Consider the following 22,011-nt stretch of genomic DNA (forward strand, 5'->3'; position numbering starts at 1 on the left):
GGCAAAGCCTGTGAGAGGCGTGCATTTATGCCCAAACGAGCATACACGGCGCGTCTCGACGATCCGTCCGCTCGCTTATCGCAGCAGAAGCGTCGGGTTGCCCAGGCGCCACCAGGGCCCCGGATCGACGAGGCCGTGATCGAGAGCGAGCGGCACCCGCACGGACTGGCCGCCGGCGGTGAAGGTCACCGCGCCCGCTGATGCGGCGTTCTGCCCCACTGTTGCCGGGAGTGCGGTGATCACGGCGGTCACGGGGGTGTTGCTCCAGACCAGAACCGAGGCGGTCTTCGTGGACACGGCCCGTGCCTTCTGTGACCAGGCGGTCGTGAAGTTCGCAAAGGGCTGGCCCTTCTTGGCGAGGGTGATCACGTGGAATCCGGCCTTCACCCCGGCGAGAAGAGTGGTGACGGTGGCATCCACGGTCTGGTGGTCGGTCGCCCCCACGACCGCTCCCACCACCGTGACGCTGTGACCCGCATAGTCGTACCGGGCGGCGAAGAGGAGGTTGGACGATCCGTTGAGGGTGCCCGTCTTGATGCCGTCCACCCCGAGCCGGCCCAGCAGCGTATTCGTATTGGCAAAGGTTCCCACTCCGGCCAGGGTCATCGTCGGGGTCGAGACGATCTGGGAGATCACCGGATTGGCGAGGGCGAGCTTGCCGATCTCGACCAGGTCGGCGGCCGTGCTCACGTTGCCCGGGTTGATGCCCGTGGGCTCCACGATCGTGGTGTGGTCGAGGCCGTGTGAACCGAGCCACGCCGTCACCGCTATCTGGAATGCGCCACGCGAGCCGAAGGCCCACCCGGTGAGGGCATCCGCATAGTTGTTCGCCGAGGCCACGAGGGTGACCCGCATGAGATCGAGCTGGCTGATGGTGGAACCGGCCGCCATCGGCTTGGTCTCGCCGTTGAGTGCAACGTATTTGGCGCGGAGAGCGGCGTCCGCTGCGGTGAAGGTGATCGTGGGGCCGGAATCCCCGGGGGACAGCGGCTTCGCCTCGAGCACCACGAGGCTGGTGACGATCTTGCTGATGCTGGCGATCGGCAACGGCGCCGTACTGCCGGCGGAGGCAGATGCCTCGGGGTAGCCGATCACCCCGATGGCACTCGCTCCGTAACTGGGGAGCGCAGGAGAGGCAGCGACACGGTCGGGTGCGCTGAACGGCAGCACCCGGGCAGCGGTGGATCCGAGCGGAGCCAGCAGTGTCAGCGGCAGATAGATGCCCAGCGCGATGACAAGGGCGGACGCCGAGATGAGCACGGCTCGGCGGCGGAGCACCACACCGCGGGTGGGTCGGCGGCGAACCGGTGACGCGAGGATCTCATTCACCGACATAGGGCCATGCTACTTTTCGCCGGACGGATCTCCCTGATCACCGCACCCGGAGGGCCCACAGCGCGACCGCACTCGCCGACGCGACATTGAGGGAATCGACGCCGTGAAGCATCGGGATGGTGACGATGGTGTCGGCGTGCGACACGGCATCCCGGCTCAGCCCGTCCCCTTCGGTGCCGAGGAGCAGGGCGAGTTTCTCGGGAGGGTTCTCTGCGAGCACGTCGAGGCCGATTGCGGTGTCGGAGAGGGCGAGGGCCGCCAGGTGGAAGCCGGCGTCTTTCAGGACCTCGGCCGCCTCCGGCCATTCGGGGAGACGTGTCCAGGGCACCTGCAGGACGGTCCCCATGCTCACCCGCACGCTGCGGCGATACAGCGGATCGGCGCAGCGTGGCGTCACCAGCACGGCATCGGCGCCGAGGCCCGCTGCCGCCCGGAAGATCGCTCCGACGTTCGTGTGGTCCACGACGTCCTCGATCACGACCACTCGTCGGGCACCTTCGATGACCTCGCGCACCGGCCTCAAAGGCGGACGGTGCATTGCGGCGAGGGCACCGCGATGCAGGTTGAACCCGGTGAGTTTCTCGAGCAGCCCGGGGGCGCCGACGTAGATCGGCACGTCGAAGGGGGCCAGCAGCGCCTCCATCTCCGGCAACCACTGCTCCTGCACGAGAATGGATCGAGGCCGGTGACCGGCCGCGATGGCCCGTGTGATCACCTTCGACGATTCGGCGATGTAGAGTCCCCCGGCCGGTTCGCTCAGGCGCCGCAGCGCAACGTCGGTCAGTCCCGAATAGTCGGAGAGGCCGGGATGCTCGAGGTCGGCGATGCGAACGATGTGCATGGGACTCCTGCCGCCGAATCCGGCGTCGCGGTGGGGATTGTGGAAGAGAGGCGGCAAACACTGCCAGCAATCGGAAACATATCCGAAAACTCGATTGTTTACTCTGAGGTAGGCGCGTTTGCGCCACCGAGGTGAAACACGGCGAAAGGGGTGCTCCTGATGACCGGTGCCACCCTCCGCGATTGGCCGGTGGCCACCTCCGCCGAGCTGGATACCGCCGCCGATGCGCTCCGCGGGCGCACGGTCGCCGTGCTCACCGGCGCGGGCATGAGCACCGATTCCGGCATCCCCGACTACCGGGGCGACGGCGCTCCCCCGCGCAACCCCATGACCTTCCAGCAGTTCTTGAAGGATGCGGAATACCGCAAACGGTACTGGGCGGGAAGTCACCTCGGGTGGAAGCGATTCGATGGCGCGCTGCCGAACGACGGGCATCGCACCCTCGCCGAGCTGGAGACGGCCGGAATCGTCAATGGCATCATCACCCAGAACGTTGACGGGCTTCACCTGAGAGCCGGGTCGCAGCGGGTCGTCGACCTGCACGGCACCATGGATCGCGTGCGGTGCCTCACCTGCGGCCAGACCTTCGCCCGATCGGATGTCTCGGAGCGCATCACCCGCGCAAACGAATGGCTCGATGCTCCGGACTCCTTCGAACTCGGTCCGGACGGCGACGTGGAGTTCACCCAGATCGCGGACTTCGTCACCCCGGAATGCACGGTCTGCGGTGGCGTCCTCAAGCCGGACATCGTCTTCTTCGGGGAGTTCATCCCCACCGAGAAGTTCTCGGAGGCGAGCGCGCTCCTTCAGTCGGCCGGCGCGCTTCTGATCGCCGGATCCTCGCTCGTCGTCAATTCGGGAATCCGACTGCTCGACCAGGCATCCAAGCGCCGGCTACCCGTCGTGATCGTGAACCGAGGGGTCACCAAGGGGGATCCGCGCGCGACCGTTAAGATTGATGCGGGTACCTCGGAGACGCTCGCCGAACTCGCGCTCCGCCTCACCGCCTGACCGCGGTCGGTCGGGCCGCAGGGCCGGGCGCACGGGCCCACCGACTGCCGAAGGACCTGCGCGCATGACACTGATCTACCTCGTGCGGCACGGCGAAACCGATTGGAACCGCGCTCGTCGCATCCAGGGCAGCACCGACATCCCCCTCAACGACACGGGGCGGGCGCAGGCGGCGCGATCGGGGCGGCTTCTCGCCCGTCGGTCCTGGGACGGTATCGCCTCCAGTCCGCTCTCCCGCGCCTTCGAGACCGGAGCGATCATTGCGAACGAGGTGGGCATCGCCGCGGACGAGATCGAGGTGCTCGATGACCTCGTCGAGCGCCGCTACGGCGACGCCGAGGGGCTCGATGACCGCGAGCTCGCGCAGCTGTTCCCCGGAGACTCCCCCGTTCCCGGGCGGGAGCGTCGGGAGGATGTCGCCGCCCGTGTCATCCCCGCGCTCGTCGCCCTCGCCGAACGGTACGAACGCGATCGTTCCGACGGCTCGCCGGATGCCCGGCTCATCGTCACGACCCACGGTGGGGTCATCCGCACCGTGCTCAACCATGTCTCACCGCAGGTGAAATACCACCGCGGCATCCCGATCACCAACGGATCGGTGCACAGCTTCCGTCACGTGGACGGCGCGATCGAACTCGTACTGTTCAACGATCCGATCGACATCGAGTCGGTCGCCGATGACTGCGTGGACTTCGATGAACAGAATGCGGTCGAGTATCGCGAAGTGGACTCGGAGCCCCGCGCTCAGTGATCGACTGCGGCGCGGGCAGGGACCATCTCGCTGAGCAGCGCGAGTAGACGTCTCGCCGATTCATCCCAGCTGAAGTCCGCCGACCGGGCCCGGGAGGCCTCGCTGCGGCGTCGCCACTCCCCGGGCGCCTCGAGAGAGCGCACCGCGGCGGCAAAGGCTGCCGGATCGGAGTGCTCGAAGTAGACCGCGGCCTCGCCGCCCACCTCGTGGAACAGCGGAATGTCGCTGAGCACGAGCGGCACCCCCGCGGCCTCTCCCTCGATCAGGGGAATCCCGAATCCCTCGTCCCAGCAGGCCGTGACCATCGCCGTGGCGTCCACCAGCGCTTCGAGATACTCCTCGTCGGTCACGCCGTCGTCGAACCGGATCGACCCCTCTGGCGCAAGCGCGGCGATGCGTTCGCGATCTTCCGGGCTGATCCTGGACAGCAGGCGCAGGGTATAACCCGCAAGGTGATGCATGCCGCGGGCGAGGGTCTCCACGTTCTTGTTCGGCTGGAAGGTGCCCATGTAGACGAGCGTCTTCGAGCGGGGTTCGCCCAGTTGAGGCACTCCGGAATCGTCGACTCCCGGCCTGATCACGGTGAGGGGACGGCTCGTGAGGCGGGCTTCGATCATCTCGCGTTCGCAGTTGTAGGAGCCGGTGACCACCGCATCCGCCCGGCTGAGCACCATACGCTGCGGCCAGTAGGTCAGGTAAAAAGCCCGCCAGATGGCGCGCACATACCAGCTGTACCCGGCCGGGATCTGGGTGATGCGATAGAAGACCATGTCATGAACGGTGAGTACGAGCTTGTAGCGCCGTCCGGTCGCTCCCATCGTCTGCATCGGGCTGAAGACGATATCCGGCTTCCACTTGTTGATGGAGAGCATCCCGATGAAGGGCTCGAGCGCGCTGGTTCCCGGCCGACCCTTCACCCAGGGCAGATCGGGCAGCAGTGCGAGCTGGCGCTCGTCGCTGATCAGCATCGTGACCGGATGCAGCCGGGAGAAGGCTTCGACCAAGCCCGCCGTGTACCGGCTGATGCCATCGTGGCGCACGAACCGGGTGTAGCGGCAATCGAAGATCACCTTCACGGTGTGCTGGGTTCCGCGCCGGACTCGATGTTTCCCTGTACGGTGGTCGCCTCCGGGGGCAGGTCACCGAACAGACCCTGTTCGACGAGGAAGCTGTGGATGGCGGCGGCCGCGAGCCCCGGCACCTCGTAGTGGATGAGGTGACCGACACCCATGAGCAGTTCGAGCCGGGCATCCGCCATGCTCTCGACGAGGTCGCGGTGCGCCTGCACTGGCGTGATGTCATCCAGTTCGGCGGCGACGAGAAGCGTCGGCACCGTGATGCCGTCCGAATAGGTACTGACATCCGAGCCGACCGAGGCCTCGAACGCTTCGACGACGGAGTCGCGACTGGCGAAATTGTTGAAGTAGGTGTGGTGCTGGTAGTGGATCCAGCGGCGAAGCTCTCGGTCTTTCGTCTTAGCGAGCACCGAACTCATGAACTGAACCACGATCCATCGCTTGAGCAGGAACGCCCCGACCCGATCCGGCAGCAGTCCGGCGAGGCGGTAGAAGGCGACAGTGAGTTTCGTCGCGGTCTTGCTCGGCCCCTCGAGCCCCGAGGTGGAGATCGGATTCACCAGGATGAGGGCGGGCGTCTTCAGCCCGTCCGCGACGGCCTTCGACGAGATGATCGTGCCGAACGAGTGTCCGAGGGTCACAGCGGTGCCGCTCAGGCCGAGGGCATCCACGAAGGCGGTGAGCCACTTGGCGAAGCCGTCGATCGAATGAGGCACCTCGGTGAGGGGGGTCGACTCGCCGAAACCGGGCATGTCCGGCCCGATCCACCGGATGCCGGGAAGCTGGGCGATCACTGGCTCGAGCCCGTGATGCTCGCCGCGGTAGCCGTGCGCGATGACGATCGTGAGGGCTGCATCGACCGGTCCGTATACCCAATAGCGGGTCGTGCTGCCGAGGATCACGATCTCGTGCCGCTCGATCGGCATCCGGGCGAGTAATTCGGCGTAAGGAGAGTGAACAGACATTGTCTCGATTCTACGGATACGAAGTTACGCGGGCGTTTCACACACGCGCCTAGACTTGACGGGCTCGATAAAACTCCACGTCGATTCCGATGCCTACCCTGCTCTCGAGAGGAGCACTGTGAGCTTTACCGCCCCCATCCAACTGCCCGGACTGACCCTCGATCCGCAGTGGTATCGGCGTTCCGTCTTCTACGAGGTGATGGTCCGATCCTTCGTCGACAGCAACGGGGACGGCTCGGGAGACCTTCAGGGATTGCTCTCCAAGCTCGACTACCTGCAATGGCTCGGCATCGATGCCCTCTGGCTCCCGCCGTTCTACCAGTCGCCGCTGCGCGACGGTGGCTACGACGTGTCCGACTTCCGCGCCATCCTGCCCGAGTTCGGAACCCTCGACGAGTTCAAGGACTTGGTCACCAAGTCCCACGAGCGCAACATGCGCATCATCATCGACTACCCGCTCAACCACACCTCCGACCAGCACGAATGGTTCCAGCAGTCCCGCTCCGACCCGGAGGGGCCCTACGGCGACTACTACGTCTGGAGCGACACGGACGAGCGGTACCCGAACATCCGGGTGATCTTCGTCGACACCGAGGAGTCCAATTGGACCTTCGACCCGGTTCGACGCCAGTTCTTCTTCCACAGGTTCTTCTCCCACCAGCCGGACCTCAACTTCGAGAACCCCGCGGTTCAGGATGCCGTCATGGACGTCATGCGGTTCTGGCTCGACCTCGGCGTCGACGGCATCCGCCTCGATGCGATTCCCTACCTGTTCGAATCCGAGGAGGGCAACGGCGAGGGAGAAGCCCCGACGCACGACTACATCAAACGGGTGCGGGCGATGTTCGACGAGGAGTTCCCCGGCCGCATCATGGTGGCGGAGGCGAACCAGTGGCCCAGAGAGGTCGCCGCATTCTTCGGCACCGAAGAGGAGCCGGAATGCCACATGGCCTTCGACTTCCCGGTCATGCCGCGCATCTTCTACTCGCTCCGCTCGCAGAACGCGGCCGAGCTCACCCGGATCCTCGCCGAGACCACGGACATCCCGGAGGGCGCGGGATGGGGTGTCTTCCTCCGCAACCATGACGAACTCACCCTGGAGATGGTGTCGGAGGAATACCGCCAAGCCATGTACGGCTGGTACGCCTACGACCCGCGCATGCGATCGAATATCGGCATCCGTCGGCGCCTTGCTCCCCTGCTCGACAACTCGCGCGCCGAGCTCGAACTGGCCCACGCACTGCTCTTCAGCCTCGCTGGCAGCCCGTTCCTGTATTACGGCGACGAGATCGGCATGGGAGACAACATCTGGCTGCCGGACCGGGACGCCTCGCGCACGCCGATGCAGTGGACCCCCGACCGCAACGCCGGGTTCTCCTCGGCAGACCCGGGAAAGCTCTACCTCCCGGTCGTGCAGTCGCTGGTCTACAACTACAACCTCACGAACGTCGAGTCGCAGCTCGCACAGTCCCGGTCGCTGTTGCACTGGGTGCGCAACGTGATCCACGTGCGTAAGGCCCACCCGACCTTCGGGCTCGGGTCCCTCACGGTGCTCGAAACCAACCACGAGTCGGTGCTGGCCTTCGTGCGGTCCTACCCGGGATCCGGCACCCAGTTCGGCGATTCCGCGGAGGATGTGCTGTGCGTCTTCAGCTTCGCCCACAACCCGATCGCGGTCACCATCACCGCGGAACAGTTCGCCGGATCCGCCCTCTACGACCTCTTCGGCGGTGGGGAATTCCCCGCCTTCACCGAAAACGGCGACATCACGCTCACGCTCGGAACCCAGAGTTTCTACTGGCTTCACGTCGGGTCACCGAGCCCCGCCGGTGGTCGGCCCTAAGTGGCAATGGCGGACAGCGAAGATGACACTTCAGCGGGCGACGCGGGCGATCGTGCCGGCGCGTGGTTCGACCGCCTCGGCGTCTTCGACCTCGAGACCACGGGGATAGACACCGACACCAGTCGTATCGTCTCCGCTTACGTCGGAGTCGTGGATGCCCAGGGCGTACCCAAGGGCGTTTCCTGGCTCGCCGATCCGGGCATCGAGATCCCCGCGCAGGCAGCGGCAGTGCACGGCATCACCACCGAGAGGGCGCGAGCCGAGGGTCGGGATGCCGCTGAGGTCGTCGCCGAGATCGTCGCGGTGCTGCGCGCGCTTCTGGCCCAGGGTGTCCCCATCGTGATCTACAACGCCGCCTACGACCTGACGCTGCTCAACCGGGAGTGCCTCCGCTACGGCGTCGAACCGCTCGAGGATCCGCTGCCCATCATCGACCCCCTGGTGATCGACCGTGCGATGGATCGATACCGCAAGGGCAAACGCACCCTCGAGGTGGCTGCGGAGTACTACGGTGTCGAGCTCATGGACGCCCACGACGCGGAAGCGGATGCTGTCGCGGCCGGGCGGGTCGCCCAGGCCATCGCCCGCAAGTACTCTGACACGCTCGGGCAGGATGTGAGGCTCGTGCACACTAACCAGGTGACCTGGGCGGCGGACAGCGCCACGAGCTTCCAGGACTACATGCGCCGCACCAAAGACCCGTCCTTCATCGCCGACGGGGCCTGGCCGCAGCGCTGAAGCCGCGGTGCTCGCCTCGCACGACAGAGGGCGACCGGCCGAAGCCGATCGCCCTCTGTGACGAGTGGGGGGGTGTTCGTTACGCGCCGAAGCCCTTGTAGCGCGAGTTGAACTTCTCGACGCGTCCGGCGCTGTCCAGGATGCGCTGCTTGCCCGTGTAGAACGGGTGCGAGGCGGAGGAGATCTCCACGTCGATGACGGGGTAGGTCACGCCGTCGAGGTCGATCGTCTTGTCGCTCTTGACGGTCGAGCGCGTGAGGAAGGTCTCGCCGCTCGCGAGATCGCGGAAGACAACCGCGCTGTAGTCGGGGTGGATGTCAGTCTTCATCGTGGATTCCTAGGTGTTGAGAAGGGTGAGGGAAAAAAGTCGGCACGTGGGCCAAGGGTTTACATTACCAGAATTGGTGCGGGCTAGGAGGAATGCGCGGCGCGCGCCGTGAATCGACCATCCCGCTCTTCCACCTGGAGGTCGAGTCCGAAGGCTTCGGTCAGCTTTTCCGAGGTGATCACCTCGCCGATCGGGCCCGCCGCGGTGATGCGACCGTGGGACAGCAGCAGCGCATGGCCGAAGCCCAGGGGGATCTCCTCCACGTGGTGGGTGACCATCACGATCGCCGGAGCCTGCTCGGCTCGTGCGTAGCCGCCGAGCAACTCGAGAAGCTCCTCCCGAGCGCCGAGGTCAAGGCTGGCGGCCGGCTCGTCGAGTAGCAGGAGCTCTGGGTCTGTCATCACCGAGCGGGCGATCTGCACCCGCTTCTGCTCCCCATCGCTCAGCTGCCCGAACCGACGGTCCTCGAGGTGGTCGAGCTTCCATTCGGCAAGCACCCGCTGGGCGCGGCGTGTGTCGATGTCTTCGTAGTCTTCGTTCCAGCGGCCCGCGACGGCATAGGCGGCGGTGAGCACGACATCCAGCACCCGCTCGGTGGCGGGGATGCGTCGAGCCATCGCGGTGGAGGCGAATCCGATGCGCGGCCTCAGGTCGAACACGTCGGTGCGACCGAGCGTGACATCCAGGATCTTCACGACTCCGGAGCTGGGATGGATCATCGCCGACGCAAGCTGCAGGAGGGTGGTCTTGCCCGCGCCGTTGGGCCCGAGGATGACCCAGCGCTGGTCGTCCTCCACTGCCCAGTTGACGGAATCGAGGATGTGGTTGCCTTCTCGGACGACGGAGACGTCGGAAAGCTGGAGAACGCTGGCCATGCCTCAACCCTACCTTCGTCGCCGGACCATTCCCTGTAGCGCCACAGCCCGAGCGGTCGTGCTGCGCGCCGCGGAGGGTCAGAGCAGCGAGCGGTAGATCTCCTGGGTCCTCTTCGAGATGCGGTCCCAGCCGAAGTCGCGTTCGGCCCGGAGCCGACCGGCCTCACCCATCCGCCGGGCGGATTCGGGATCGCTCACGACCTCCGTCAGCGCCCGCGCGAGATCGGCGACGTACTGGTCGGGATCGAGCGGCGTGCCCGTGCCATCCTCCGCCTGCGCAATCGGCACCAGGCGACCCGTCACCCCGTCGTCGATGACCTCGGGGATGCCCCCGGTGGCCGTACCGACCACCGCGGCACCGCAGGCCATCGCTTCGAGGTTGACGATGCCGAGTGGCTCGTAGATGGAGGGGCAGACGAATGTCGTCGCCGCGGTGAGCACGGCCGAGAGGTCGTGGCGGCTCAGCATCTCCTCGATCCAGACGACCCCGGTGCGGGTCTGCTGAAGTTCGGCGACTCCGGCACGAACCTCGGCCATGATCTCCGCGGTGTCGGGGGCTCCGGCACACAGCACGAGCTGCACGTCCGGGGGAAGCAATGCTGCCGCGCGAAGGAGGTAGGGCAGACCCTTCTGGCGGGTGATCCGACCCACGAAGACCACGGAGGGTCGGTCGGGATCCATCCCGAGGGAACGGACCAGAGCGTCATCCTGCACCGGATGCCACGACTCGAGGTCGATGCCGTTGTGCACCACGGTGACTTTCGCCTCGTCGAGCATCGGATAGGAGCGCAGGATGTCTCGTCGCATCCCATGGCTCACGGCGATGACGGCATCGGCGGAAGTGAAGGCGTCGCGCTCGATCCAGCTCGAGACGCGATAGCCGCCGCCGAGCTGCTCGGCCTTCCAGGGGCGAAGCGGCTCGAGGCTGTGGGCGGTGACCACGTGGGGAATTCCGTGAAGCAACTGGGCGATGTGACCGGCCCCGTTGGCGTACCAGGTGTGCGAATGCACCAGGTCGGCTCCGGCGACGTCCTGGGCGATCTCGAGGTCGACACCCAGCGTGGCGAGGGTCGGATTCGCGTGGGCGAGCCCCGGGGGCACGTCGTAGGAGTAGACGTCTGCCTCTTCCCTCGGCTTGCCGAAGGCGCGCACCACGACATCGATGTCGAGACGAAGGGCCTTCACGAGCTCGGTGACGTGCACACCGGCCCCGCCGTAGATCTCCGGCGGGTATTCCCTGGTAATCAGATCGACTCTCACAGGGGAAACGCTAGCGCGGTTCGCGCACTGACGCACCGCGATCGGTCCTCTACTGTTGTCACATGGCATCGAAGAAGATCTTTGGCATTGTTCTCGCCGGCGGAGAGGGCAAGCGCCTCATGCCGCTCACCGCTGACCGCGCGAAGCCGGCAGTTCCGTTCGGCGGCAATTACCGGTTGATCGACTTCGCCCTGTCGAATCTCATCAACTCCGGTCTCCGGCAGATCGTCGTCCTCACCCAGTACAAGTCGCACAGCCTCGACCGTCACGTGTCGCAGACCTGGCGCCTCGACGGGATCACCGCATCCTATGTGGCATCCGTGCCCGCGCAGCAGCGCCTGGGCAAGCGATGGTTCGCGGGATCCGCCGACGCCATCCTGCAGAGCCTCAACCTGCTGCGCGACGAGAAGCCCGACATCGTCGTCGTCGTCGGCGCCGACCACGTCTATCGCATGGACTTCAGCCAGATGATCGAGGCGCACATCGCTTCGGGGGCCGGGGTCACCGTCGCGGCCATCCGCCAGCCGATCTCGCTCGCCGACCAGTTCGGTGTCATCGAGCTCGACCCGGAGGATCCGACCCGCATCGCGCAGTTCCTCGAGAAGCCGAAGAACGCGGTCGGCCTCGCGGACTCCCCCAACGAGGTGCTCGCCTCGATGGGCAACTACATCTTCGATGCCGACATCCTCATCGACGCGGTGCTGCGCGATGGAGAGCTCACCACCTCCAATCACGACATGGGTGGCGACATCGTGCCCGACTTCGTGTCGCGAGGCGATGCCGCCGTCTACGACCTGAATAGAAATGAAGTGCCGGGGGCGACAGACCGTGACCGCTATTACTGGCGCGATGTCGGAACGATCGAGTCATTCTTCGACGCTCACCAGGACCTGATCTCTGCGCTGCCGATCTTCAATCTCTACAACAGCGAGTGGCCGATCTTCAGCCAGCAACTCAATTCGCCTCCCGCCAAGTTCGTGCGCGACTCCAAGGGCAACCTCGGCACCACCATCGATTCGATCGTGTCCCTCGGCTCACTGCTCTCCGGGGCGCACATCGAGCGCAGCGTGCTCGGGCCCTGGGCGATCATCGAGTCGGGCGCTCAGGTGATCGATTCGATCGTCTTCGACCGGGTGCGCATCGGCCCGGATGCCGTGGTGCGCCGCGCTATCCTCGACAAGGAAGTCGTCGTCAACGCTGGCGCGACCGTCGGGGTGGATGCCGAGGCTGACCGCGCCCGCGGATTCACGGTGACGGACTCCGGCATCACCGTTGTCGGCAAGGGCGTCACTGTCAACTGACCGGCGCGGGCTCGACGGTTGCCTTCCCCCTAACGAACGGTAGTTCCCGATGCCCCGCTTTCTCGTCGTTCTCGATGTCGATTCCACCCTCATCGAAAACGAGGTGATCGAGCTCCTGGCCGATGCTGCGGGGTCCGGCGCTGCTGTCGCGCAGATCACGGCGCGCGCCATGAACGGCGAGGTCGACTTCGAGGAGAGCCTCCGCGCCCGGGTGGCGACGCTCGCGGGACTGCCAGAGTCGGTCTTCGGCGAGGTCGGCCGACTCGTGCGCATCACGCCGGGAGTGCCGGAGATGATCGCCGGCGTGCGTGCTGCGGGCGGTCGTGTCGCTGTCGTCTCGGGAGGATTCCACGAGATCATCGATCCGGTCGCGGCCCAGCTCGGTCTGGACTACTGGAGGGCGAACCGTCTCGAGGTCGTCGACGGGGTCCTCACCGGCGAATTGGTCGGACCCATCATCGATGGCACGGCGAAAGCCGACACCCTCATCGAGTGGGCCGCGGACTTCGGGGTTCCGATAGCGCACACGGTCGCCGTCGGCGACGGGGCGAATGACCTGCAGATGATGGCGATCACGGGGCTCGCCGTCGGCTTCGACGCAAAGGCGCCGGTTCGGGATGAGGCGGACGTGCTGATGGATGTGCGGGATCTCAGCCAGCTGCTTCCGCTCCTCGGATTGCGCGGCTGAACTCTGCGCGGAGCCGGGATTCAGGGCGGTCAGTGCCCCATGCCGAGGCCGCCGTCGACGGGGATGACCGCACCGGAGATGTAGCCGGAATCCTCTCCCGCGATCCAGGCCACCACCCGTGCGACCTCCTCTGGTCTGGCGAACCGGCCAGCCGGAATCGACTTCTTGTAGGCCTCCTGCTGCGCTTCCGGCAGCTCCGCCGTCATGTCGGTCTCGATGAAGCCGGGTGCGATCACGTTGGCGGTGATCCCGCGCGCGCCCAACTCGCGGGTGACGGATCGGGCCAGGCCGATCAGGCCGCTCTTGGACGCGGAGTAGTTCACCTGCCCGGCGGACCCGAGAAGCCCGACGACGCTCGAGACGAGAACGATGCGCCCGTAGCGAGCCTTGAGCATCCCCTTTGAGGCGCGCTTCACCACGCGGAATGCGCCGGAGAGGTTCGTGTCGATCACCGATGTGAAATCGTCTTCCGTCATCCGAAGCAGGAGGGTGTCCCGGGTGATCCCGGCATTGGCGACGAGGATCTCGACAGCGCCGAGGGCGGATTCGATCTCTGTGAACGCGGCATCGACCGAGGCCGAGTCCGTGACATCCGCGCGCACCGTGAGTGCGCCGACCGGGCCATCACCCGAGCGTGCGGTGACCGCGACACGGTGTCCGAGGGACACGAATTCGGCGGCGATGGCAAAGCCGATGCCCCGGTTCCCCCCGGTTACGAGCACGGTACGGGGGACGAATTCGGAGCTGGTCATCGCTCTCTCACTCTCGGTGGTTCTGCCTGGTTTGACGCTAGCCTCAACGCCCCCTGAGCGTATGCCGGGCGCAGGCAAACTCCCGCAATCTTAGCCGTAGGCTTGTCTCACACCATGGCGAAACAGCAGCAGCAGTCGATCACCTCACTCCCCCGGTCTCCTCAGGACGATCGGCGCAGCCGCATGATCCAGTACACGGTCGCGATGAGCATTCGCACCGTCTGCATCCTGCTCTGCCTCGTCGTGCCGGGCTGGTGGCGACTCCTTCCGGCTGTCGGGGCGATCGTGTTGCCCTACATCGCCGTCGTGCTCGCCAACGCGAGCATCTCGAAGCCTGCCGCCGAGGTTCTGCGACCGGGCGGTCTGGTGCGCCGCGCGCCCGACGTCCCCGGTCCCGACCCCCGGTGATCGGGGCGCCGATGATCGGTTTCGGGGGCGGATTCGACGCAGAGCTCGAGGGGCAGACCTGCTCGCGGGCGAGTTGTTCGAACCCGGCCGGGTGGAACATCAACTGGCGCAACCCGCGGATTCACGGGCCGGAGCGGGTAAAGATCTGGCTGGCGTGCGATGAGCACCGCGACTATCTGCACGACTATCTCGAAGCCCGCGACTTCCCGGTCGTCGTCACCCCGCTCGATGAGCCGCTCGACCGGCTTCCCGACGTCACACCAGGCGTTGCCCCTCCGGTAATTGCAACCGAGACCGCACTGCCATGAACCGCTGGAGATTTGCGATCAGCCGACGATGGTTCGGCTATCTCGCTCTGGCTGTGGTGTTCGCCGCGGTCTGCGTCGGGCTCTCGCAATGGCAGGTCGCCCGGCTCAACGAGACGCGTAGCGCCAACGAACTCGTCGATCGCAACTACCACAGCACCCCGGTGCCGCTCGAATCGGCCCTTCCCACCCGCAGCTCCTATTCGCCGAAGCAGCAGTGGAAGCAGGTGACGGTCACCGGGACCTATCTCGCGGACTCCCAGGTGCTCGTGCGCAATCGTCCGCTGAACGGACAGCCCGGATTCGAGGTGCTCGATCCGCTTCAGCTCCCGGACGGCACCGTCTTCGTCGTGGACCGCGGCTACGTACCGATCGGCAATAAGCAGGACCGGCCCGACAGCATCCCCTCACCGAGAAGCGGCACGGTCACCGTGGTGGTGCGGCTGCAAGCGGGCGAACCGACCCTGAGCGGCCGTTCGGACACCCGCGGCGAGCTGGCGACGATCCACCTGCCTGACGTGCAGAAGATCGTGGGCAAACCCACCTACACGGGTGCCTACGGTCTGATGGTGTCGGAGAGTCCCGCAGCGGCGACCCGGCCGACCGCGATGCCGCAGCCCGAACTCGACGAGGGACTGCACATCTCCTACGCCATCCAGTGGATCATCTTCGGAGTCATGGCGTTCTTCGGGCTCTGGTACGCGATCCGTCAGGAATATCGGATGAGGAATGCCGACGATCCGGAGGAGCAGGAGCGTGCCGAGGTGCGCGAGCGCAAGAAGCTCACCAGGCCGCGCAGCGACAGCGAGGTGGAGGACGAGATCCTGGAGACCACCGGTTCCCGTCACGGGCGCTGAGCGATCCCCCCGCGCCTCGAGGATTCAGGCGAGTGCCACCAGGTCGGCGTAGTCCCGGTTCCAGAGGTCCTCGGTGCCGTCGGGCAGGATGAGCACGCGTTCGGGGTTCAGGGCCTCGACGGCTCCCTCGTCGTGGCTCACGAGCACCACGGCGCCCGAGTAGTTCGCCAAGGCATCGAGGATCTCGAGCCGACTGGCCGGGTCGAGGTTGTTGGTCGGCTCGTCGAGGAGCAGCACGTTGGCTCCGGAGACCACGATCATCGCGAGTGCGAGGCGGGTCTTCTCGCCACCGGACAGCACCCCGGCGAGCTTGGTGGCGTCATCCCCCGAGAACAGGAAGGAGCCGAGAACGCGGCGGGCCTCGGTCTCGGTGATGTTCGGCGAGGAGGACACCATGTTCTGCAACACGGTGCGCTTCACGTCGATGGTCTCGTGCTCCTGCGCGTAGTACCCGATCCGCAGTCCGTGGCCGGGCTCGAGCTGGCCGGTATCCGGCTGGTCGACGCTGGCGAGAATGCGCAGGAGAGTGGTCTTGCCCGCGCCGTTGAAGCCGAGGATGACCACCTTGGAACCCCGGTCGATGGCCAGGTCGACCGCGGTGAAGATCTCGAGTGAGCCGTAACTCTTGGAGAGATTGGATGCCATGAGCGGCGTGCGTCCGCAGGGCGCCGGATCGGGGAAACGCAGCTTGGCGACACGGTCGACGGCACGCACCTCGTCGAGCCCCGACAGCATCTTCTCCGCGCGGCGCACCATCTGGTGGGCGGCAGCGGCCTTGGAGGCCTTCGCTCCGAACTTGGCCGCCTGCATCTGCAGAACCCCGGCCTTCTTCTCCACGTTGACGCGTTCCTTCTTGCGACGCTCTTCGTCAGCGGCACGCTGTCGCTGGTAGTTCTTCCAGTTCATGTTGTAGATGTCGATGACCTGGCGGTTCGCGTCGAGGTAGAACACGCGGTTGACGGTGTCTTCCACGAGCTCGACATCGTGGCTGATCACGATCAGTCCGCCCTGGAAGTTCTTGAGGAACTCGCGCAGCCAGGTGACCGAGTCGGCGTCGAGGTGGTTCGTCGGTTCGTCGAGAAGCATGGTGTCCGCCCCGGAGAACAGGATGCGGGCCAGTTCGATGCGGCGACGCTGGCCACCGGAGAGAGTCGACAGTGGCTGGTCGAGGATGCGGTCGGGCAGGCTGAGGTTGCTGGCGATGGAGGCGGCTTCGGCCTCTGCGGCGTATCCACCGAGCGCCATGAAGCGGTCCTGGAGCTCGCCGTACTGCTTCATCGCCTTCGCGGCGACCTTCTCGTCGGAATCGCCCATGTCGAGCGCGGTCTTCTCCATGCCGATCACCAGCTGGCCGAGGCCGCGGGCGTCGAGGATGCGGGTGCGGGCGAGATCCTCCGGGTTGCCGGATCGCGGATCCTGCGGCAGGTAGCCGATCTCACCGGTCGAATCGATGGTGCCGCCGGTGGCGAGTTCCTCGCCGGCGAGCACCTTCGTCAGCGTCGTCTTGCCCGCTCCGTTTCGGCCGACCAGGCCGATCTTGTCTCCGCGTTCGACTCTGAAGGTGACGTCCTCCATGAGCATGCGTGCGCCAACACGCAGTTCGAGGTCGTGCACGCTGAGCACAGGCAAAGTCCAATTGTTTGAGTCATCTCGCGACGACGTGAGGGAGGGGGTGGCCTCTAGTATAAATCGTGGGCCTGTCGGTCTATTCCCCCTGCATTCAAGGAGAACATATGAGCACCCTCACGTTGGCGCCCGGACGGCCCACTCTCGCGGACCGAATTTTCACCCACAGCCTCGCGACGGATGTCGTGCTCGTCGCCGCCGGAGCCGCACTCACCGCGGTCGCCGCCCAGCTGACAGTGCCGCTCTGGCCGGTTCCGATCACCGGGCAGACCCTTGCCGTGCTGATCGTCGGAAGCACCCTCGGTGCCGTGCGCGGCTCATTGTCCATGGCGCTCTACGCGGTACTCGGAGTCATCGGTCTCCCCGTGTTCAGTGACGCGAGCCACGGATTCGGTGTCATCGCGGGACCGACCGGTGGCTACATCGTCGGCTTCATCTTCGCGGCGGCTCTCACCGGATGGCTCGCCCAGCGCTCGTGGGACCACAAGATCCTCGGGGCAATCGCCTCCTTCTCCGCCGGCACCGTCGTCACATTCGCCTTCGGGCTGCCGTGGCTGTCGGCATCCCTCGGCCTGAACCTCGAGCAGACGCTCGCAGCGGGACTGTACCCGTTCATCGTCGGCGGAATCGTCAAGGCGCTGCTTGCCGCCGGGTTTATCCGCCTCGCCTGGTTCGGCATCAACCGCAAGGACGACCGACGCGCACCACTGTCCGAGTAGGGCAACCGTCACGGAGCATCTCAGGCGTGGTGCCCCGGTCGGTCGGACCGGGTGCACCCGCTGTGGCATGTGGAGAGCGGCGCTGCTGATACAGCGGTCTACATCGAGAAGCCGAGGGCCCTCATCATGTCGCGACCGTCGTCCGTGATCTTCTCTGGGCCCCACGGCGGCATCCAGATCCAGTTGATGCGGAACTGCTCCACTACCCCGTCGAGGGACTGCGCAGTCTGCTCCTCGATCACATCGGTGAGAGGACAGCCGGCCGAGGTGAGGGTCATGCTGATGATGAGCGCGTCGTTCTCGTCGTCCCAGGTGAGGTCGTAGATGAGTCCGAGGTCGACGATGTTTACCCCGAGCTCGGGGTCCATGACATCCTTGAGCGCCTCTTCCACCTGGTCGAAGAGAGCGGGAGCGAGTGCAACAGCCATGGCTCTAGCCTAGGCTCGCGGGGGCCAGGAAGCGATCGTAGCCCTCATTTTCGAGGCGATCGGCCAGCTCGGCGCCGCCCACTTCCGCAACCCGTCCATCGACGAAGACGTGCACGAAGTCGGGGGTGATGTAGCGCAGGATCCGCGTGTAGTGGGTGATCAGGAGGAGGCCGAGACCGGTATTCTCCTTGGCCCGGTTCACACCCTCCGAGACGATCTTGAGCGCGTCGACGTCGAGGCCGGAGTCGGTCTCATCGAGGATGGCGAACTTCGGCTTGAGCAGCTCGAGTTGAAGGATCTCGTGGCGCTTCTTCTCGCCGCCGGAGAAACCCTCGTTGACGTTGCGGTCCTTGAATGAGGCATCCATCCGCAGGTCCTTCATCGCCTGGGTGACCTCTTTGGTCCAGGTGCGGATGGAGGGCTGCACACCATCGATCGCCGTCTTGGCAGTGCGCAGGAAGTTCGTGACGGCGACTCCGGGGATCTCCACCGGGTACTGCATCGCGAGGAAGAGGCCGGCGCGGGCGCGGGCATCAACGGACATGGCGAGGAGGTCCTGGCCGTCGAGGGTGACGGATCCGCTCTCCACGTGATATTTCGGGTGACCGGCGATCGTGTAGGCGAGCGTGGACTTTCCCGAGCCGTTGGGGCCCATGATCGCGTGGATCTCGCCCTCGTTGACGATGAGGTCGACGCCCTTCAGGATCTGCTTGGTGCCCTGTTCGGTTTCGACACTCACGTGGAGGTCGGTGACTTCGAGTACTGACATGGTGTGAATTCCTTGGAGGTTAGGAGGCGACCACGGGGGTCGGATCGATGAAGACGTCGCCGTCCACGATGGAGACCGCGAAGACGGGCACCGCTTCGTAGGCCGGGAGAGTGATCGGCTTGCCGGTGATCAGCGAGAACTTCGAACCGTGCGCCCAGCACTCGAGGGTGTCGTCTTCGACGAAACCCTCGGCGAGGGAGATATCACCGTGCGTGCAGGTGTCACCGATGGCATGCACCGCGCCGGCGGAATCGCGAACGACGGCGATGGGGGTGCCGTCGATCACGACGCGCACTGCGGAGCCGAGTTCGATGTCGCTTTCGGCACAGATCTTGATGGTCACTGCAGGCTCTTCCATTCGGGGTCAGGCTTCGTTTACGGTGAGTTCGGCTTCGATGGCGTCTTGGAGTCGTTCTTCGAGGTCGGGCAGACCGATCTTCTGCACGATCTCGGAGAGGAAGCCGCGCACGACGAGGCGCCGCGCTTCGTCTTCGCGGATGCCGCGGGCCTGGAGGTAGAAGAGCTGCTCGTCGTCGAACCGTCCAGAGGCACTCGCATGGCCAGCGCCGGCGATGTCGCCGGTCTCGATCTCGAGGTTCGGGATGCTGTCGGCTCGCGCGCCATCCGTCAGCAACAGGTTGCGGTTCTGCTCGTAGCTGTCGGTTCCGGCGGCGGTCGGTCGGATGAGCACGTCACCGATCCAGACGGTGTGGGCGCCGGCACCCTGAAGCGCGCCCTTGTAGCTGACGCGTGACTTGGTATTCGGCGCGTCGTGGTTGACGAAGACCTGCTGTTCGAGGTGCTGGCCCGTGTCGGCGAAATACACGCCGTAGAGCTCGACATCCCCGCCCTCGCTGGAGAGATGCGTCGAGGGATTGATCCGCACGACGGATCCGCCGAGCGAGACGACGACGTGCTTGAGCCTCGCGTCGCGACCGATCTCCGAGAAGTGGCTCGCAAGGTGGACGGCGGTGGGCTCCCACTGCTGCACGGTGACGACCGTCAGTTGGGCGCCCTCGTCGAGGATGATCTCGACGTTCTCGCTGAGAAGAGCGTCACCGCTGTTATGCAAAACGACAGTGCCGACGCTGTGGTGCGTGGCGTGGATCACGGTATGGGCGGCCCGGGCCGTGGCTCCGAGGGCGGACCGGGTCACGGTCACCTCGGAGGAGTGCTCTCCCGTGACGGTGACGACGAGTGCCGACTCGAACGAGCTCCAGGCATTGGCTGACGCCCGTTCCTCCGGCTTGCCGGCGCGACCGATGCGGGAGTCGTCGCGCGAAACCCACTCGATCAGCGCGGCGTCGCCCGAGGCGGTGACACCGGTGAGGGGCTGGATGTCCGGATCGAGGGCGCCATCGATCAGTGGCTGCACCCGGGCGATCGGGGTGTGCTTCCACTCCGCCTCCTGGCCGGTGACAGCCTCGAAGTCGGCGACGTCGAAGGATGCGAAGCGCGCGGAACGCACCTGCACGGGCACGAGACCCCAGCCGCCATCGCTGTGCTGCTTCGAGCCGAGGCGGGAGTGATCGGGCGCTGAAGCAGAACCCGTGGTGACCGTTTCGGGCACGGTTTGAGTAGGAACAGACACCTAGCCGACGCTGCCTTCCATGCCCATTTCGATGAGCTTGTTGAGTTCGAGGGCGTACTCCATGGGGAGTTCGCGGGCGATCGGTTCGATGAAACCGCGCACGATCATCGCCATGGCCTCGTCCTCCGGCATCCCGCGCGACTGGAGGTAGAAGAGCTGCTCCGCGCTGACCCGGGAGACTGTCGCCTCATGGCCCATCTGCACGTCGTCCTCGCGGACATCCGTCGTGGGGTACGTGTCGGAACGCGAGATGGCATCGACGAGCAATGCGTCGCAGCGCACCGTGTTCGCGGAGTGGTGGGCGCCCTCGGCGATCCGCACCTCGCCGCGGTAACCGGTGCGGCCACCGCCACGGGCGATCGACTTGGAGACGATGGATGACTGGGTGTACGGAGCCATGTGGATCATCTTGGCGCCGGCATCCTGGTGCTGTCCGGGTCCGGCGAAAGCGACGGACAGGGTCTCGCCCTTCGCGTGCTCCCCGACGAGGTAGATCGACGGGTACTTCATGGTGACCTTCGAACCGATGTTGCCGTCGATCCACTCCATGGTCGCGCCCTCGTGGGCGATCGCCCGCTTCGTGACCAGGTTGTAGACGTTGTTCGACCAGTTCTGGATCGTCGTGTAGCGAACGCGGGCGTTCTTCTTCACAATGATCTCGACCACGGCGGAGTGGAGGGAGTCCGACTTGTAGATCGGAGCGGTGCAGCCCTCGATATAGTGCACGTAGGAGCCCTCGTCGGCGATGATCAGCGTGCGCTCGAACTGGCCCATGTTCTCGGTGTTGATGCGGAAGTAGGCCTGGAGCGGGATCTGCACGTGCACGCCCTTCGGCACGTAGACGAACGAGCCGCCCGACCACACCGAGGTGTTCAGCGCGGCGAACTTGTTGTCGCCGGCGGGGATGACCGTGCCGAAGTACTCCTTGAAGAGCTCCGGGTACTCCTTGAGGGCAGTGTCGGTGTCCATGAAGATGACACCCTGCTCTTCGAGGTCCTTGTTGATCGTGTGGTAGACCACCTCGGACTCGTACTGGGCGGCGACCCCGGAGACGAGGCGCTGTCGCTCGGCCTCTGGAATTCCCAGCTTCTCGTAGGTGCTCTTGATGTCGTCGGGCAGATCGTCCCAGGTCTGGGCCTGCTTCTCGGTGGAGCGCACGAAGTACTTGATGTTGTCGAAGTCGATACCGGAGAGGTCCGCACCCCAGGCGGGCATGGGCTTCTTGTAGAAGAGCGCGAGCGCCTTCAGGCGGTTCTTCAGCATCCATTCGGGTTCGCTCTTGAGGCCCGAGATGTCGGCCACCACCTCTGGAGAGATGCCGCGTTTGGCGGATGCTCCGGCAACGTCGGAGTCGGACCAGCCGAACTCGTAGATACCGAGGCTTTCCAGTTCGGGACGGTCGATCAGGATGTCCGACATAGTTTCCCACTTCCTTTGACAAAACCTCTGGTGCATAAATCCTTGGTATTACTCCTGCCCCTGTGTCAACCGGAGGAGGAGCGAGGGCATTCCCCCGCACGCCCACCGGCGGCGGATCCCCACCG

24 protein-coding genes are annotated in these 22,011 nt (G+C 65.6%); 10 read left to right on the top strand and 14 right to left on the bottom strand.

All coding sequences use genetic code 11. From position 1 onward, the window contains the following. Positions 1 to 75: 75 nt before the first annotated feature. Both VLI63_RS00585 and VLI63_RS00590 read right to left on the bottom strand, forming a co-directional pair. The gene (locus VLI63_RS00585; RefSeq protein ID WP_409154980.1) at positions 76 to 1,335 is read right to left on the bottom strand and encodes a D-alanyl-D-alanine carboxypeptidase family protein; all 1,260 of its coding nucleotides are present in this window, start codon (positions 1,333 to 1,335) and stop codon (positions 76 to 78) included. A 37-nt stretch (positions 1,336 to 1,372) separates the two neighbouring features. Then, positions 1,373 to 2,176: a TrmH family RNA methyltransferase gene (locus VLI63_RS00590; protein ID WP_409154981.1), complete on the bottom strand. Its 804-nt coding sequence runs from the start codon at positions 2,174 to 2,176 to the stop codon at positions 1,373 to 1,375. A gap of 159 nt (positions 2,177 to 2,335) precedes the next feature. Between VLI63_RS00590 and VLI63_RS00595 the strand changes: the two genes are divergently transcribed. Next, positions 2,336 to 3,187, top strand: a complete 852-nt coding sequence (locus VLI63_RS00595; RefSeq protein ID WP_409154982.1) for a Sir2 family NAD-dependent protein deacetylase — start codon at positions 2,336 to 2,338, stop codon at positions 3,185 to 3,187. Between the two features lie 64 nt (positions 3,188 to 3,251). Beyond that, complete coding sequence (locus VLI63_RS00600) at positions 3,252 to 3,938, top strand: histidine phosphatase family protein (RefSeq protein ID WP_409154983.1); 687 nt, start codon at positions 3,252 to 3,254, stop codon at positions 3,936 to 3,938. Here the strand turns inward: VLI63_RS00600 and VLI63_RS00605 are convergent. Both VLI63_RS00605 and VLI63_RS00610 read right to left on the bottom strand, forming a co-directional pair. Beyond that, the gene (locus VLI63_RS00605; RefSeq protein ID WP_409154984.1) at positions 3,932 to 5,014 is read right to left on the bottom strand and encodes a glycosyltransferase family 4 protein; all 1,083 of its coding nucleotides are present in this window, start codon (positions 5,012 to 5,014) and stop codon (positions 3,932 to 3,934) included. The two genes, VLI63_RS00600 and VLI63_RS00605, sit on opposite strands and share 7 nt — an antisense overlap. Continuing rightward, the gene (locus tag VLI63_RS00610) at positions 5,011 to 5,979 is read right to left on the bottom strand and encodes an alpha/beta fold hydrolase (protein ID WP_409154985.1); all 969 of its coding nucleotides are present in this window, start codon (positions 5,977 to 5,979) and stop codon (positions 5,011 to 5,013) included. Before VLI63_RS00610 ends, VLI63_RS00605 begins: the two co-directional genes overlap by 4 nt. Positions 5,980 to 6,097: 118 nt before the next feature. Between VLI63_RS00610 and treS the strand changes: the two genes are divergently transcribed. Both treS and VLI63_RS00620 read left to right on the top strand, forming a co-directional pair. Then, entirely contained in the window at positions 6,098 to 7,822 is a 1,725-nt protein-coding gene (gene treS, locus VLI63_RS00615) for a maltose alpha-D-glucosyltransferase (protein ID WP_354575482.1), read from the top strand. A gap of 6 nt (positions 7,823 to 7,828) precedes the next feature. After that, positions 7,829 to 8,560, top strand: a complete 732-nt coding sequence (locus tag VLI63_RS00620; RefSeq protein ID WP_409154986.1) for a 3'-5' exonuclease — start codon at positions 7,829 to 7,831, stop codon at positions 8,558 to 8,560. Between the two features lie 79 nt (positions 8,561 to 8,639). Here the strand turns inward: VLI63_RS00620 and VLI63_RS00625 are convergent, their stop codons facing one another. From VLI63_RS00625 to glgA, 3 genes are all read right to left on the bottom strand, one after another. Then, positions 8,640 to 8,888, bottom strand: a complete 249-nt coding sequence (locus VLI63_RS00625) for a type B 50S ribosomal protein L31 (protein WP_185203826.1) — start codon at positions 8,886 to 8,888, stop codon at positions 8,640 to 8,642. Between the two features lie 83 nt (positions 8,889 to 8,971). Beyond that, positions 8,972 to 9,763, bottom strand: a complete 792-nt coding sequence (locus tag VLI63_RS00630; RefSeq protein ID WP_409154987.1) for an ABC transporter ATP-binding protein — start codon at positions 9,761 to 9,763, stop codon at positions 8,972 to 8,974. A gap of 78 nt (positions 9,764 to 9,841) precedes the next feature. Then, positions 9,842 to 11,023, bottom strand: coding sequence for a glycogen synthase (gene glgA / locus VLI63_RS00635; RefSeq protein WP_409154988.1), 1,182 nt, complete (start codon positions 11,021 to 11,023; stop codon positions 9,842 to 9,844). Between the two features lie 62 nt (positions 11,024 to 11,085). Here glgA and VLI63_RS00640 point away from each other — a divergent pair, with 62 nt between their 5' ends. Beyond that, a complete protein-coding gene (locus VLI63_RS00640) occupies positions 11,086 to 12,324 on the top strand; it encodes a glucose-1-phosphate adenylyltransferase (RefSeq protein WP_409154989.1) in 1,239 nt (412 codons plus the stop codon). Between the two features lie 49 nt (positions 12,325 to 12,373). Continuing rightward, complete coding sequence (gene serB / locus VLI63_RS00645; protein WP_409154990.1) at positions 12,374 to 13,012, top strand: phosphoserine phosphatase SerB; 639 nt, start codon at positions 12,374 to 12,376, stop codon at positions 13,010 to 13,012. A 29-nt stretch (positions 13,013 to 13,041) separates the two neighbouring features. On the opposite strand, the gene VLI63_RS00650 is transcribed toward serB, so the two are convergent. Beyond that, complete coding sequence (locus VLI63_RS00650; RefSeq protein ID WP_409154991.1) at positions 13,042 to 13,764, bottom strand: beta-ketoacyl-ACP reductase; 723 nt, start codon at positions 13,762 to 13,764, stop codon at positions 13,042 to 13,044. A gap of 114 nt (positions 13,765 to 13,878) precedes the next feature. On the opposite strand from VLI63_RS00650, the gene VLI63_RS00655 reads away from it, so the two are divergent. From VLI63_RS00655 to VLI63_RS00665, 3 genes are read left to right on the top strand one after another with little or no spacing between them, the layout of a single operon-like run. Next, entirely contained in the window at positions 13,879 to 14,172 is a 294-nt protein-coding gene (locus VLI63_RS00655) for a DUF3099 domain-containing protein (protein ID WP_409154992.1), read from the top strand. Positions 14,173 to 14,183: 11 nt separating this feature from the next. Next, positions 14,184 to 14,480, top strand: a complete 297-nt coding sequence (locus tag VLI63_RS00660) for a hypothetical protein (protein WP_409154993.1) — start codon at positions 14,184 to 14,186, stop codon at positions 14,478 to 14,480. Next, a complete protein-coding gene (locus VLI63_RS00665) occupies positions 14,477 to 15,334 on the top strand; it encodes an SURF1 family protein (protein ID WP_409154994.1) in 858 nt (285 codons plus the stop codon). Before VLI63_RS00660 ends, VLI63_RS00665 begins: the two co-directional genes overlap by 4 nt. Before the next feature lie 24 nt (positions 15,335 to 15,358). Here VLI63_RS00665 and VLI63_RS00670 read toward each other — a convergent pair whose 3' ends face one another. Beyond that, positions 15,359 to 16,957 (bottom strand): ABC-F family ATP-binding cassette domain-containing protein, encoded by a 1,599-nt coding sequence (locus tag VLI63_RS00670; RefSeq protein ID WP_185204058.1) that lies wholly within the window; start codon positions 16,955 to 16,957, stop codon positions 15,359 to 15,361. Positions 16,958 to 17,067: 110 nt separating this feature from the next. Between VLI63_RS00670 and VLI63_RS00675 the strand changes: the two genes are divergently transcribed. Then, complete coding sequence (locus VLI63_RS00675; protein ID WP_409154995.1) at positions 17,068 to 17,679, top strand: biotin transporter BioY; 612 nt, start codon at positions 17,068 to 17,070, stop codon at positions 17,677 to 17,679. Between the two features lie 98 nt (positions 17,680 to 17,777). Here the strand turns inward: VLI63_RS00675 and VLI63_RS00680 are convergent, their stop codons facing one another. Genes VLI63_RS00680 through sufB form a run of 5 tightly spaced genes read right to left on the bottom strand, consistent with a single transcriptional unit; the run spans position 17,778 to position 21,886 of the window. After that, positions 17,778 to 18,107: a metal-sulfur cluster assembly factor gene (locus VLI63_RS00680; RefSeq protein ID WP_185203835.1), complete on the bottom strand. Its 330-nt coding sequence runs from the start codon at positions 18,105 to 18,107 to the stop codon at positions 17,778 to 17,780. Positions 18,108 to 18,111: 4 nt separating this feature from the next. Then, positions 18,112 to 18,876 carry a Fe-S cluster assembly ATPase SufC gene (gene sufC, locus VLI63_RS00685; RefSeq protein ID WP_409154996.1) on the bottom strand — a complete coding sequence of 255 codons (765 nt, stop codon included), beginning with the start codon at positions 18,874 to 18,876 and terminating at the stop codon, positions 18,112 to 18,114. A 19-nt stretch (positions 18,877 to 18,895) separates the two neighbouring features. Further along, complete coding sequence (locus VLI63_RS00690; RefSeq protein WP_370543708.1) at positions 18,896 to 19,213, bottom strand: non-heme iron oxygenase ferredoxin subunit; 318 nt, start codon at positions 19,211 to 19,213, stop codon at positions 18,896 to 18,898. Between the two features lie 27 nt (positions 19,214 to 19,240). After that, a complete protein-coding gene (gene sufD / locus VLI63_RS00695; RefSeq protein ID WP_409154997.1) occupies positions 19,241 to 20,446 on the bottom strand; it encodes a Fe-S cluster assembly protein SufD in 1,206 nt (401 codons plus the stop codon). A gap of 21 nt (positions 20,447 to 20,467) precedes the next feature. Continuing rightward, a complete protein-coding gene (gene sufB, locus VLI63_RS00700) occupies positions 20,468 to 21,886 on the bottom strand; it encodes a Fe-S cluster assembly protein SufB (protein WP_185203839.1) in 1,419 nt (472 codons plus the stop codon). Positions 21,887 to 22,011: the final 125 nt, after the last annotated feature.

The sequence above is a fragment of the Lacisediminihabitans sp. H27-G8 genome, assembly GCF_046156175.1.
Taxonomy (GTDB): Bacteria; Actinomycetota; Actinomycetes; order Actinomycetales; family Microbacteriaceae; genus Lacisediminihabitans.